Here is a 12,937-nt window from a genome sequence, read left to right on the forward strand (position 1 = left end):
GCAAAGGCCATGCAAAGGTATATTTTCGACCGGCGTTGCGTGCTTCCGTTCACCTGAAACCTGTTGTTCCACCACGGGGTGTGAGTCTAGCCCTAAATGAGATCAGATCCTATATCTTGTGTGATTTTTTTTTGCAGACACAGCATATGGTGTTTTGACCCTGATCAGCACCTATTGGTGGGAGTAGTGTAACGGCCGCTTACGGGCTTTTTTGCCGCAAAAAAAATGCCGCCTCAACCCCCCGAAGGCGGTTGAGACGGCATGGTCACCTCAGCGGTGCGAACGCCTTATTGGCAGGCTTCGCAATCCGGCTCGTCGATCGCGCAAGCCTTCGGCACAGGGGCCGGGCCGGCGGCCTGGACCGGGGCGCTGTCGCCGCCGCTGGAAACGGCGTTGAGCTTGCCGGTGTTGATGGTCGACTTCTCGGTGCTGGTCGCGGCCAGGGCACGGAGGTAGTAGGTGGTCTTCAGACCACGGTACCAGGCCATGCGGTAGGTCACGTCCAGCTTCTTGCCCGAAGCGCCGGCGATGTACAGGTTCAGCGACTGGGCCTGGTCGATCCACTTCTGGCGACGCGAGGCGGCATCGACGATCCACTTGGTCTCGACTTCGAACGCGGTGGCGTACAGGTCTTTGAGCTCTTGCGGGATACGCTCGATCTGCTGGACCGAACCGTCGTAGTACTTCAGGTCGTTGATCATGACCGAGTCCCACAGGCCGCGGGCTTTCAGGTCGCGAACCAGGTACGGGTTGATCACGGTGAATTCGCCCGACAGGTTCGATTTCACGTACAGGTTCTGGTAGGTCGGCTCGATGGACTGCGACACGCCAGTGATGTTGGCGATGGTGGCGGTCGGCGCGATGGCCATGATGTTCGAGTTACGAATACCTTTTTGTACGCGAGCACGCACCGGCGCCCAGTCCAGGGTCTCGTTCAGGTCGACGTCGATGTACTTCTGGCCACGGGCCTCGATCAGGATCTGTTGCGAATCCAGCGGCAGGATGCCTTTGGACCACAGCGAACCCTGGAAGGTCTCGTAGGCGCCACGCTCGTCGGCCAGGTCGCAGGACGCCTGGATCGCGAAGTAGCTGACCGCTTCCATCGACTTGTCGGCGAACTCGACCGCAGCGTCGGAACCGTAGGCGATGTGCTGCAGGTACAGTGCGTCCTGGAAGCCCATGATCCCTAAGCCGACCGGGCGGTGCTTGAGGTTCGAGTTACGCGCTTGCGGCACCGAGTAGTAGTTGATGTCGATCACGTTGTCGAGCATGCGCACGGCGGTGTTCACGGTGCGTTGCAGCTTGGCGGTGTCCAGCTTGCCGTCGACGATGTGGTTCGGCAGGTTGATCGAGCCCAGGTTGCAGACCGCGATCTCGTCCTTGTTGGTGTTCAGGGTGATCTCGGTGCACAGGTTCGAGCTGTGGACCACGCCCACGTGCTGCTGCGGCGAGCGCAGGTTGCACGGGTCCTTGAAGGTCAGCCATGGGTGGCCGGTCTCGAACAGCATCGACAGCATCTTGCGCCACAGGTCTTTGGCCTGGATGGTCTTGAACACCTTGATCTTGTTGTACTCGGTCAGGGCTTCGTAGTACTCGTAGCGCTCTTCGAAGGCCTTGCCGGTCAGGTCGTGCAGATCAGGCACTTCCGACGGCGAGAACAGGGTCCACTTGCCGTCATCGAAGACGCGCTTCATGAACAGGTCTGGGATCCAGTTGGCGGTGTTCATGTCGTGGGTACGACGACGGTCATCACCGGTGTTCTTGCGCAGCTCGATGAATTCTTCGATGTCCAGGTGCCAGGTTTCCAGGTAGGCACACACAGCGCCTTTGCGCTTGCCACCCTGGTTGACCGCAACGGCGGTGTCGTTGACCACTTTCAGGAAGGGTACGACGCCCTGGGATTTACCGTTGGTGCCCTTGATGTAGGAGCCCAGTGCACGCACAGGGGTCCAGTCGTTGCCCAGGCCACCGGCGAATTTCGACAGCATGGCGTTGTCGTGGATCGCGTGGTAGATGCCCGACAGGTCGTCCGGCACGGTGGTCAGGTAGCAGCTGGACAGCTGCGGGCGCAGGGTACCGGCGTTGAACAGGGTCGGGGTCGAGGCCATGTAGTCGAAGGACGACAACAGGTTGTAGAACTCGATCGCACGGGCTTCTTTGTCTTTCTCTTCCAGCGCCAGGCCCATGGCCACACGCATGAAGAACACCTGTGGCAGCTCGAAGCGCACGCCATCCTTGTGGATGAAGTAACGGTCGTACAGGGTCTGCAGGCCCAGGTAGGTGAACTGCTGGTCGCGCTCGTGGTTGATCGCCTTGCCCAGTTTTTCCAGGTCGAAGTCGGCCAGGGCCGGGTTCAGCAGCTCGAACTCGATACCTTTGGCGACGTAGGCCGGCAGCGCCTTGGCGTACAGGTCAGCCATCTCGTGGTGGGTGGCGCTGTCGGCAACGCTGAGGAAGGCCAGGCCTTCGGCACGCAGGGTGTCCATCAGCAGGCGGGCGGTGACGAACGAGTAGTTCGGCTCGCGCTCGACCAGGGTACGGGCGGTCATCACCAGGGCGGTGTTGACGTCCTTGATGGCCACGCCGTCGTACAGGTTTTTCAGGGTTTCGCGCTGGATCAGGTCGCCATCGACTTCGGCCAGGCCTTCGCAGGCTTCGCTGATGATGGTGTTCAGGCGTGCCATGTCCAGCGGCGCCAGGCTGCCGTCGGCCAGGGTGATGCGGATGCTTGGGTGTGGCTCGACCACGGCGTCGGTGTTGGCGCGGGTGGCGCGCTCTTTCGCCCGCTGGTCGCGGTAGATCACGTAGTCGCGGGCGACTTTCTGCTCACCGGCACGCATCAGGGCCAGTTCGACCTGGTCCTGGATTTCTTCGATGTGGATGGTGCCACCCGATGGCATGCGACGCTTGAACGTGGCGGTGACCTGCTCGGTCAGGCGCGCGACGGTGTCGTGGATGCGCGACGAGGCGGCGGCGGTGCCGCCTTCAACTGCGAGGAACGCCTTGGTGATGGCCACGGTGATCTTGTCGTCGGTGTAGGGGACGACAGTGCCGTTACGCTTGATCACGCGCAGTTGGCCGGGCGCGGTGGCAGCCAGATCCTGGTTGGAATCGGCGGCCTGCGGCACCTGGGCCTGCGGGTTCTCGCGAGTTGTGTCGGTTTGCATGGGTGGGTGTCTCCACAGTTTCTATATTGTACAGGCGCCTTTTGGGCGCCCACCGTTCCGTCCACTTGCTCGATCACCCGTGCGGGGGATGCGTCATGCGCACGCATCCGCCCGCTCGGGCGTACCGACTTCGGGACAGACTCAGGAATAAGGGGCAATAGCTTGCCGCTCCCTGGCCGAAGTCAAAGGCTTTGGGCAGTACCCAAAAGCTGTTGCAGTTCAGTAGTCCGCTGGAGCGGTATGGCTGGTCAAATCACCTGAAGTTCAACCGGAAAATCGAATAATTTGCCGGGTTGACTTTTGTGTGTGATTTTGCACGAACCCCAACATGTAGTGGTTCGCTGCGATCGGGATACAAGATAATGCGGTATCAGGGTCTTTGCAAGGCGAGCGCCTGTGGATAAGTTGTGCGTACTTTGTGGGTATGGCCTGTAGGCCTTGTGCCAAGTGGTTTGCAGTATTTTTCTTCGGCGCGCTGCCCCACGGCAGAATTTTGAGGGCGCGAACCCTACCACAAAAAACGGTTCAGTCCAGTGGCTTGTGAGGCACGGCAGGTTGGTTGGCAGTGCCTGGGGCGGGACGTACTATCGGCGATAGAAGAACAACAATTGAAAGGCAAAAGCCATGGACCAACCCACACCGCGCATCCTTATCGTCGAAGACGACCAGCGTTTGGCCGAGCTCACCGCCGAATACCTCCAGGCCAACGGCTTCGATGTCGCAGTCGAGGGCGATGGTGGCCGCGCCGTGCGACGGATCGTCGACAGCCAGCCTGACCTGGTGATTCTCGACCTCATGCTGCCCGGTGAAGACGGCCTGAGTATCTGCCGTCGGGCGCGCAGCCACTACGCAGGCCCGATCCTCATGCTCACCGCCCGCAGCGACGAGCTCGATCAGGTCCAGGGCCTGGACCTGGGCGCCGATGATTACGTCTGCAAACCGGTGCGCCCGCGCGTGTTGCTGGCCCGTATCCAGGCCTTGCTGCGGCGCAGCGAAGCACCGGAAAGCAAGCGCCAAGACCTGGCATTCGGCCCGCTGCACATCGACAACCGCCTGCGCGAAGCCCGGCTTGGCGAACAGCTGATAGACCTGACCGGCGCCGAGTTCGACCTGCTCTGGCTGCTGGCCAGCAATGCCGGCCGGGTATTGTCGCGCGAACAGATCTTCACCGCCCTGCGCGGTGTCGGCTATGACGGCCAGGACCGCTCCATCGATGTGCGCATCTCCAAGATTCGCCCCAAGATCGGCGACGACCCGATCCACCCACGCCTGATCAAGACCCTGCGCAGCAAGGGCTACCTGTTCGTCGGCGAGGCGCCATGAACAACTCGATCTTTCTGCGCATCTATGGCGGCATGCTCGGCGTGCTGGTGCTGGTGGCGCTGCTCGGCGTGCTCAGCCTGCACCTGGTCAACGAAGTGCGCGCCGCCCAGCACCGTGAGGGGCTGGCCCAGGGCACCTTCAGCCTGATGGCCGACAACCTGGCCGGGCAGAACGACACCGAACGCAAGCGCTCGCTGCTGATGTGGGAGCGCTTGCTCGGTGTGCCGCTGGCGCTGCAACCGATGTCGGCGCGTACCCTCGACGGTGGCCAGCGTGCCCGTTTGCATCGTGGCCTGGTGGTGGTAGAGAAGACCGGCCCGCACGCCGCACAGGTGCTGCGCAAGGTTGGCCGCGAGGATGTGCTGCTGGTGGCCCAGGTCAAGCAGGTCAGCGAGCAACTGGCGCGGGCCACCCTTTATCTGTTGGCTGACGAACTGGTGCGTTACCCGGTGACCGAGCAGCAGCAGCGCCTGGCGCAGATCAAGCAGAGCAAGGGCTTTGGCTTTGATATTGCCCTGCAGCGCCTGGAGCGGGTCGGCCTGGACGACGACCAGCGGCGTCGGGTCGAAGAGGGCGACACGGTCATGGCCTTGGGCAAGGATGGCGATTCGATCCGGGTGTTCTCGGGCCTGTCGGGGTCGCCCTGGGTGCTGGAAATCGGGCCATTGCATCAGCTCAACCCGTACCCGCCGCAGTTGTTGATTCTGATCGCCTTCCTCGGGCTGTGCCTGATCGGGCTGGTGGTGTACCTGCTGGTGCGTCAGTTGGAGCGGCGGGTGTCGGGCCTGGAAATCGCCGCCACGCGTATTGCCCAGGGCAGCCTGGACACCCGTGTACCGGCCGGTGACGCTGACTCGGTCGGGCGCCTGGCCGCAGCATTCAACGGCATGGCCGAGCACCTGCAGCGCTCGTTGACCATGCAGCGCGAGCTGGTGCGGGCGGTGTCTCACGAGCTGCGCACACCGGTGGCGCGGCTGCGTTTTGGCCTGGAGATGATCGAGACCGCGAGCACCGACCAGGCCCGCGCCAAGCACCTGGCCGGCATGGATGGCGACATCCAGGACCTGGACAAGCTGGTCGACGAGATGCTGACCTACGCGCGCCTTGAGCAAGGCGCGCCGGCCCTGAAGTTTCAGCGGGTCGATCTCGACGCATTGCTGGACCGGGTGATCGAAGAACTTGCGCCGCTGCGGGCTGAAATCAAGGTGGTACGCGGCGCCTGCCAAGGCGCTGAATCAGATGGCGCCTGGGTTGAGGCCGAGCCGCGCTACCTGCACCGGGCCCTGCAAAACCTGGTGAGCAACGCCATGCGCCATGCCGAGGGCGAGGTGCGCCTGAGTTACCAGCTGGGGCAGCAACGCTGCAGGGTCGATGTGGAAGATGACGGGCCGGGTATCCCGGAAGGCGTCTGGGACCGCATCTTCACGCCCTTCACCCGGCTCGACGACAGCCGCACGCGTGCCTCGGGCGGGCATGGGTTGGGCCTGTCGATCGTGCGGCGGATCATCTACTGGCACGCAGGCCGGGCCACGGTAGGGCGCAGCGAGGCCCTTGGCGGCGCCTGCTTCAGCCTCAGCTGGCCACGGGCACAGGCGCCGCAGTGAGGGTCAGACGCTGACCAAGCTGAGCAGGTGGCCGTCTTGAAGGCAGAACTGGCCCTGCAGCTCGCTGCCCTGTTGCCACTCGGGTGACAGGTCGGTGAGCAGGCGCAGGCGGGCCAGGCCCTCGGCCGACCATTCCAGCACTTCGGCGTGCTCAAAATAGAAACGCTGGCGGGTTAGCGGGTAGAGGGTTTTGAACAGGCTTTCCTTGAGCGAGAAGGTCAGGGTCACTGCCAGGCCGAGCTGGTTGCGGTCCAAGCGCTCAAGTTCTGCTGGCGTGAGGATTTCGGCCATCAGGCGCTCGGCGCGTTCGTCATCCAGCAGTGACTCCTGATCCAGGCCCAGGCCGCGGCAACTGCCCTGGCCCGCGACAATGGCAGCGGCCCAGCCTTTGCCGTGGGTGATCGAGCCGTGGATGCCGGCAGGCCAGATGGGCGAGCGGTCTTCATGGGTGCCTGGCACATAGTCGCGGCCGTCAAGGTGTTGCAGTGCGGCGCGGGCGCAGACACGGCCGGCCAGGTACTCGGCCTGGCGCTTGGCCACCGAGCGTTGCAGGCTGGCGCTTTGTGCAATGCCGGCACGCTGGAAGTCGTCGGCAGCCAGGTGAGCGGGGTCGAAGGCACAACTGACCAGGACGGCGCCCGGCAGCGGCCGAGGCAGGGGCCAGTGGTGCTGGAGTGGGGCGCAGCAAGTGGGGAGTCTGTTCATGGGCGCTATTGTGCCAGCCGCGACGGATGTGTGGGAGCGGCCTTGCGTCGCGATGGGCCGCAAAGCGGCCCCGGCGATCGTTACTTGAACACTTTCTTGAAGAACGCCTGCATATCCGCCCACGCGCTTTCATCGGCGGCCTTGTTGTAACCAATGTCCGGCCCGCCATGCTCGCCATGGCTCAAGCGGTCGGCATCGGGGTTGGTGAAGCCATGCTTGGCCCCGGGGATGCTGACGAACTGATAATTGACCTTGGCCGCGTCCATTTCCGCCTTGAACGCGGTGACCTGCTCCTCGGTGACCATGCTGTCCGCCGCGCCGTGTTCAACCAGTATGTCGGCCCTGACCACGCCAGGCTTGGCCGGTGTCTGGGTGGCCAGCGCGCCATGAAAACTCACCACGCCATCGAGCTTCTCTCCCCGACGCGCCGCATCGAGTACCACCTTGCCACCGAAGCAGTAACCCACGGCGCCCAGTTGATGCTTGTTGACGTTCGGCTGCTTTTTCAGCAGTTCGAGGCCGGCGTCGAAACGCGCCGCCGCCGCGGCCGGGTCCTTCATCGCTTCGGCCATGAATGCCTGGGCATCCTGCGGATGCTCGGTGTGCTTGCCATCGCCGTACATGTCGATGGCCATCGCCTTGTAGCCCAGCGCAGCCAAGTCTCGTGCGCGACGCTTGGCATAGTCGTTCAGGCCCCACCATTCGTGCACCACGACGATGCCTGGGCGCTTGTCGTCCAGCGCATCGTCGTAGGCGTAGTAGCCGACGAGGCGGTTGCCGTCGTCGTCCTGGTAGGGGATCTCGCGGGTCACTACTGCCGCCTGGGCGAGGGCGGCGCTGCACATCAGGGTCAGGGCTAGCAGGGCACGCATGTTTACAACTCCTTGTCTTGCGGACAGTTCGTTCAGCCGTGGTTCAGCCAGGGTTCAGTCACGGTTCAGGGTGCCTTCCTTACTCTAGCTTCCAGACCGAAACAGCGCATCCAACTGGAGTACGAAGCCTTGAAAACCATCAATACCTTGCTCGCCGCCATGGCCGTCTGCGCCGCTGGCGTCACCACCGCCCAGGCCGCCGACGACACCTTCGCCAGCCTGACCTATGGCCAGACCAGCGACAAAGTCCGCAAGTCCGGCCTGCTGCAGCGCAACACCGACCACCTGAACGCCGACGGCATCATCGGCAAGGACGACACCTGGGGTGTACGTGTCGGCAAAATCAACGACCAGGGTCGCTACTACATGACCTACGACAACGTCTCGGGCGACCACAGCGGCCTCAAGCTGCGCCAGGAAAACCTGCTGGGCAGCTATGACCTGTTCCTGCCGGTGGGCGACACCACCAAACTGTTCGGCGGTGGCAGCCTGGGCATGACCAAGCTGACCCAGGACTCCCCAGGTGCCAGCCGTGATACCGACTATGGCTACGCCGTGGGCCTACAGGCAGGCGTGATCCAGGAAATCACCGACAAGGCTTCGGTGGAGTTGGGCTACCGTTACCTGCGCACCAATGCCGCTACTGAGGTTGGCGCCAGTGGCGGGCCCAAGGACGGCACCCTGCGCCTGACCAGCAGTGCACAGACTTACCTGTCGGCCAACTACAAGTTCTGAGGTAGTTGTTATCCTGTACCGGCCGCTTCGCAGCACAAGGCTGCTCCAGGCGCAGAGATCGCCCGATGGAGCAGCCTTGTGCTGCGAAGAGGCCGGCACAGGCCATAAAAAAAGGAGCTTCACATGAAACTGCTGGTGGTCGAGGACGAAGCGCTGCTTCGCCATCACCTCTACACCCGTCTGGGCGAAAGCGGCCACGTGGTCCAGGCCGTCGCCGACGCCGAAGAGGCGCTGTACCAAGCCGAGCAGTACCACTTCGACCTGGCCGTGATCGACCTGGGGCTGCCCGGCATGAGCGGCCTGGAACTAATCGGCCGCCTGCGCAGCCAGGACAAGACTTTCCCCATCCTCATCCTGACCGCCCGTGGCAACTGGCAGGACAAGGTCGAAGGCCTGGCCGCCGGTGCCGACGACTACCTGGTCAAACCCTTTCAGTTCGAAGAGCTCGAGGCGCGCCTCAACGCCCTGTTGCGCCGCTCCAGCGGGTTTACCCAGTCGACCATTGCTGCAGGGCCACTGGTACTCGACCTCAACCGCAAACAGGCGGCCCTGGACGATCAGCCCCTGGCCCTGACCGCCTACGAATACCGCATCCTCGAATACCTCATGCGCCATCATCAGCAGGTGGTGGCCAAGGACCGTCTGATGGAGCAGCTCTATCCAGGCGATGAAGAACGGGACCCCAATGTCATCGAGGTGCTGGTCGGGCGCCTGCGCCGCAAGCTGGAGGGTGAGCAGGGGTTCAAACCCATCGACACGGTGCGCGGGCTGGGTTACCTGTTCACCGAGCGCTGCCGATGATCCGCTCCCTGCGGGTGCGCCTGATGCTGGCCGCCGCAGTGCTGGCGCTGCTGTTCATGCTGGCGCTGCTGCCTGCCTTGCAGAAGGCGTTCAGCCTGGCCCTGCAGGAGTCCATCGAGCAACGCCTGGCCTCGGACGTGACCACGCTGATCTCCGCCGCCCGCATTGAGCACGGCCAGTTGCAGATGCCCACCCTGTTGCCGGACGAGCGCTACAACCTGCCCTACACCGGCCTGCTGGGTTATATCTTCGACCGCGACGGTAACCTGGTGTGGCAGTCACGGGCCACTGCAGACCAGAACATCAACTACCGGCCCCGCTATGACGGCCGTGGCAACGAATTCGCCCGCACCCATCAGGCCAATGGCGATGAGTTCTTCGTCTATGACGTCGAGATCAAGCTGCTCGGCGGCCAGAGCGCGGCCTACAGCATCGTTGCGCTGCAGCCGGTGCGCGAGTACCAGCACACCCTCGATGGCCTGCGCGAAAAGCTCTACCTGGGGTTTGGCGCCGCGCTGCTGGCGCTGCTGGTGCTGCTCTGGGCCGGCTTGACCTGGGGGCTGCGTTCGCTGCGGCGGTTGAGCCGGGAGCTGGACGAGGTCGAGGCGGGGGCACGGGACGGCTTGAGCGGCGAGCACCCGCGTGAACTGCTGCGCCTGACCGGTTCGTTGAACCGTCTGCTGCACAGCGAACGTGAGCAGCGTCAGCGCTATCGCGACTCGTTGGACGACCTGGCGCACAGCCTCAAGACACCGTTGGCGGTGTTGCAGGGGGTCGGCGAGAGCCTGCGCCAGCGCAGCGGCGAGCGCGAACAGGCGCGGGTGCTGCAGAGCCAGATCGAACGCATGAGCCAGCAGATCGACTATCAACTGCAGCGCGCCAGTTTGCGCAAGAGCGGCCTGGTGCGCCACAGCGTGCTGCTCAAGCCGCTGCTCGACAGCTTGTGCAGCACGCTGGCCAAAGTCTATCGAGATAAGCGTGTCAGCGTCGCACTGGAGATCCCCGAGGCCGCGCAGGTACCAATGGAGCAGGGCGCCTTGCTGGAGCTGCTTGGCAACCTGCTGGAGAACGCCTACCGGCTGAGCCTGGGCCAGGTGCGGGTAAGCCTGGAAGAGGCGCCAGGGCAACTGACGCTGTGCATTGAAGACGATGGGCCGGGGGTACCGGCCGATCAGCGCGAGCGCATTCTGGAGCGTGGTGAGCGGCTGGACAGCCAGCACCCGGGGCAGGGCATCGGGCTGGCGGTGGTCAAGGACATCGTCGACAGCTATGACGCCGGCTTGAGTTTGGGCGATTCGCCGCTGGGTGGTGCAGCGTTCCGGATCACCTTCAAGCTGGATTGATCTGCAGCCAGTAGCGGCCCATGATGGGCGGATTCCCGCCATCCGCCCTTGTACAAATCCCGCCACCGGGCGGAAATCCGCCAGCCTTCCTCAGCTTTTTCGCCCTGTCGTTGGGCAATGATCCCTAGCAAACAGTGCCTTTGCACCCTTCTTGGGCAATTTGGCATTGCCCTTGCTATTGATCCTGGCAGAGGCCTGCCCAGGCAGCTCGAACACAACGACAAATCCCTCCATGTGCAGGAGGGTTAGCGATTCAGGTGCCTTCGCCCTGGGAAGGGTGAAACCGGCACACTTGAGGAAATTAGCCATGACGACACGTCAGCCGCTGTACAAATCCCTGTATGTCCAGGTGTTGGTCGCCATCACCATCGGCATCCTGCTCGGCCACTTCTACCCGGAAACCGGCGTCGCCCTCAAACCCCTGGGTGACGGGTTCGTCAAACTGATCAAGATGGTCATCGCCCCGATCATCTTCTGCACCGTGGTCAGCGGCATCGCCGGCATGCAGAGCATGAAGTCGGTAGGCAAGACCGGCGGCTACGCGCTCCTGTACTTTGAGATCGTTTCCACCATCGCCCTGATCATTGGCCTTGTCGTCGTCAACGTGGTCAAGCCAGGCGCTGGCATGCACATCGACGTCTCCACCCTGAACGCCAGCAGCGTGGCCGCCTACGCCGCCGCCGGCGCGCAGCAGACCACCGTTGGCTTCCTGCTCAACATCATCCCCAACACCGTGGTCGGTGCCTTCGCCAACGGCGACATCCTGCAAGTGCTGATGTTCTCGGTGATCTTCGGTTTCGCCCTGCACCGCCTGGGCAGCTATGGCAAGCCGGTGCTCGACCTGATCGACCGCTTCGCCCATGTCATGTTCAACATCATCAACATGATCATGAAACTGGCCCCGGTCGGTGCCTTCGGCGCCATGGCCTTCACCATCGGCCAGTACGGTGTGGGTTCGCTGGTGCAGCTGGGCTACTTGATGGCCTGCTTCTACGTGACCTGCCTGCTGTTCGTCCTGGTGGTCCTCGGTGGTATCTGCCGCGCCCACGGCTTCAGCGTCATCAAGCTGATCCGCTACATCCGCGAAGAGCTGATGATCGTGCTGGGCACTTCCTCCTCCGAGTCCGCCTTGCCACGCATGCTGGCCAAGATGGAGCGTCTGGGTGCGAAGAAATCCGTGGTTGGCCTGGTGATCCCGACCGGTTACTCGTTCAACCTGGACGGCACCTCGATCTACCTGACCATGGCTGCCGTGTTCATCGCCCAGGCGACTGACACCACCATGGACATCACCCACCAGATCACCCTGCTGCTGGTGCTGCTGGTTGCCTCCAAAGGTGCTGCAGGCGTGACCGGTTCGGGCTTCATCGTGCTGGCCGCCACCCTGTCGGCTGTTGGCCACCTGCCGGTTGCCGGCCTGGCGCTGATCCTGGGTATCGACCGCTTCATGTCCGAAGCCCGCGCCCTGACCAACCTGGTCGGTAACGCCGTTGCTACCGTGGTCGTGGCCAAGTGGGTCAACGAAATGGACGACGACAAGCTGGCATCGGAACTGGCATCCGGCGGCGCACCGCTGGAAGATACTCGCCCGACCGACGACCTCGGCGTGGCTGAAGGCCCGGCTCGCTGATCGCGCGCTGAAATGAAAAAGGCGACCTTCGGGTCGCCTTTTTTGTAGCTGCTTGGATCAACGGTCGAGGACCACTTCCAGCACGCGGATCTGTTCCGGTTGCGGATAGTGCCAGCGCACCTGCACATCCCAGAACTTCACCCCGTATACCCGCTCCGGTGCGGGTACCTGATACGCCGGTCGAGGGTCCTGTCCCAGGCACTGCTCGATCAGCTCCACCAGGGGTTCACCCAGGCGCAGGGCATGCTCGCGGGCCTGGGGCAGGGCATTGTCGTGCCACGCTACGGCGATTGCGGCAGGTGCTTCGCTGGCCATCTGGTTACGGGCGCCGGCAATGCTGTCGGCGTACGGTACGTAGGGCTTGATATCCAGCACCGGGGTGCCATCGAGCAAGTCGATCCCGGAAAGCAGCAGGCGCCCCGGCTCGACGCCCTCCAGGCGTACCACCGACTGGCCGATACCGTTGGGCCGGTGGGTGGCACGGGTGGCGAACACCCCCATGCTCTTGTTGCCGCCCAGGCGAGGTGGGCGCACTTTCAGGCGTGGCGTGTCTTCCAGGGCCTGGTGGAACAGAAACAGCAGCCACACATGGCTGACCTGTTCCAGGCCCGCCACGGCATCACCCTGGTCGAACGGTGGCAGCAACTCCAGCACACCACGCGCCGCAGGTGCCAGCTGTGGCTGGCGCGGGATGGCGAACTTTTCCTTGAAGCAGGAGCGGACGATGCCGACCGATGAAACCGTATGCTGCATGGCC

Annotated in this window: 10 protein-coding genes; 6 read left to right on the forward strand and 4 right to left on the reverse strand. The window is 63.4% G+C overall.

Translation table 11 applies throughout. The features are described 5' to 3' along the window. Positions 1-287: 287 nt before the first annotated feature. On the reverse strand, positions 288-3,167 hold the full coding sequence (locus OGV19_RS02265; RefSeq protein WP_264311939.1) for a ribonucleoside-diphosphate reductase subunit alpha: 2,880 nt from the start codon (positions 3,165-3,167) through the stop codon (positions 288-290). Positions 3,168-3,791: 624 nt separating this feature from the next. On the opposite strand from OGV19_RS02265, the gene OGV19_RS02270 reads away from it, so the two are divergent. Together OGV19_RS02270 and OGV19_RS02275 are read left to right on the forward strand one after the other, a co-directional pair. Continuing rightward, positions 3,792-4,490 carry a response regulator gene (locus tag OGV19_RS02270; RefSeq protein WP_264311940.1) on the forward strand — a complete coding sequence of 233 codons (699 nt, stop codon included), beginning with the start codon at positions 3,792-3,794 and terminating at the stop codon, positions 4,488-4,490. Continuing rightward, on the forward strand, positions 4,487-6,094 hold the full coding sequence (locus tag OGV19_RS02275; protein WP_264311941.1) for an ATP-binding protein: 1,608 nt from the start codon (positions 4,487-4,489) through the stop codon (positions 6,092-6,094). Before OGV19_RS02270 ends, OGV19_RS02275 begins: the two co-directional genes overlap by 4 nt. 3 nt (positions 6,095-6,097) lie before the next feature. Here OGV19_RS02275 and OGV19_RS02280 read toward each other — a convergent pair whose 3' ends face one another. Together OGV19_RS02280 and OGV19_RS02285 are read right to left on the reverse strand one after the other, a co-directional pair. Beyond that, positions 6,098-6,799, reverse strand: coding sequence for a 4'-phosphopantetheinyl transferase family protein (locus tag OGV19_RS02280; RefSeq protein WP_264311942.1), 702 nt, complete (start codon positions 6,797-6,799; stop codon positions 6,098-6,100). An 80-nt stretch (positions 6,800-6,879) separates the two neighbouring features. After that, the gene (locus tag OGV19_RS02285; RefSeq protein WP_264311943.1) at positions 6,880-7,671 is read right to left on the reverse strand and encodes a dienelactone hydrolase family protein; all 792 of its coding nucleotides are present in this window, start codon (positions 7,669-7,671) and stop codon (positions 6,880-6,882) included. A gap of 129 nt (positions 7,672-7,800) precedes the next feature. On the opposite strand from OGV19_RS02285, the gene OGV19_RS02290 reads away from it, so the two are divergent. From OGV19_RS02290 to OGV19_RS02305, 4 genes are all read left to right on the forward strand, one after another. Continuing rightward, positions 7,801-8,406, forward strand: coding sequence for a porin family protein (locus OGV19_RS02290; RefSeq protein ID WP_264311944.1), 606 nt, complete (start codon positions 7,801-7,803; stop codon positions 8,404-8,406). Between the two features lie 123 nt (positions 8,407-8,529). Then, on the forward strand, positions 8,530-9,207 hold the full coding sequence (locus OGV19_RS02295; protein WP_264311945.1) for a response regulator: 678 nt from the start codon (positions 8,530-8,532) through the stop codon (positions 9,205-9,207). Then, positions 9,204-10,550 (forward strand): ATP-binding protein, encoded by a 1,347-nt coding sequence (locus tag OGV19_RS02300; RefSeq protein WP_264311946.1) that lies wholly within the window; start codon positions 9,204-9,206, stop codon positions 10,548-10,550. The genes OGV19_RS02295 and OGV19_RS02300 overlap by 4 nt, the downstream gene beginning before the upstream one ends. A gap of 307 nt (positions 10,551-10,857) precedes the next feature. Next, positions 10,858-12,180 carry a dicarboxylate/amino acid:cation symporter gene (locus OGV19_RS02305; protein WP_264311947.1) on the forward strand — a complete coding sequence of 441 codons (1,323 nt, stop codon included), beginning with the start codon at positions 10,858-10,860 and terminating at the stop codon, positions 12,178-12,180. A gap of 57 nt (positions 12,181-12,237) precedes the next feature. On the opposite strand, the gene tsaA is transcribed toward OGV19_RS02305, so the two are convergent. Beyond that, a complete protein-coding gene (gene tsaA, locus OGV19_RS02310; RefSeq protein ID WP_264311948.1) occupies positions 12,238-12,933 on the reverse strand; it encodes a tRNA (N6-threonylcarbamoyladenosine(37)-N6)-methyltransferase TrmO in 696 nt (231 codons plus the stop codon). Between the last annotated feature and the right edge of the window lie 4 nt (positions 12,934-12,937).

It is taken from the genome of Pseudomonas putida (assembly GCF_025905425.1).
Classification (GTDB): domain Bacteria; phylum Pseudomonadota; class Gammaproteobacteria; order Pseudomonadales; family Pseudomonadaceae; genus Aquipseudomonas; species Aquipseudomonas putida_AF.

What these genes read in the sequence shown, in the direction of transcription:
- OGV19_RS02265 (WP_264311939.1), bottom strand. Translation starts at nt 3,167, where the DNA reads ATGCAAACCGACACAACTCGCGAGAACCCGCAGGCCCAGGTGCCGCAG.
- OGV19_RS02270 (WP_264311940.1), top strand. Translation starts at nt 3,792, where the DNA reads ATGGACCAACCCACACCGCGCATCCTTATCGTCGAAGACGACCAGCGT.
- OGV19_RS02275 (WP_264311941.1), top strand. Translation starts at nt 4,487, where the DNA reads ATGAACAACTCGATCTTTCTGCGCATCTATGGCGGCATGCTCGGCGTG.
- OGV19_RS02280 (WP_264311942.1), bottom strand. Translation starts at nt 6,799, where the DNA reads ATGAACAGACTCCCCACTTGCTGCGCCCCACTCCAGCACCACTGGCCC.
- OGV19_RS02285 (WP_264311943.1), bottom strand. Translation starts at nt 7,671, where the DNA reads ATGCGTGCCCTGCTAGCCCTGACCCTGATGTGCAGCGCCGCCCTCGCC.
- OGV19_RS02295 (WP_264311945.1), top strand. Translation starts at nt 8,530, where the DNA reads ATGAAACTGCTGGTGGTCGAGGACGAAGCGCTGCTTCGCCATCACCTC.
- OGV19_RS02300 (WP_264311946.1), top strand. Translation starts at nt 9,204, where the DNA reads ATGATCCGCTCCCTGCGGGTGCGCCTGATGCTGGCCGCCGCAGTGCTG.
- OGV19_RS02305 (WP_264311947.1), top strand. Translation starts at nt 10,858, where the DNA reads ATGACGACACGTCAGCCGCTGTACAAATCCCTGTATGTCCAGGTGTTG.
- tsaA (WP_264311948.1), bottom strand. Translation starts at nt 12,933, where the DNA reads ATGCAGCATACGGTTTCATCGGTCGGCATCGTCCGCTCCTGCTTCAAG.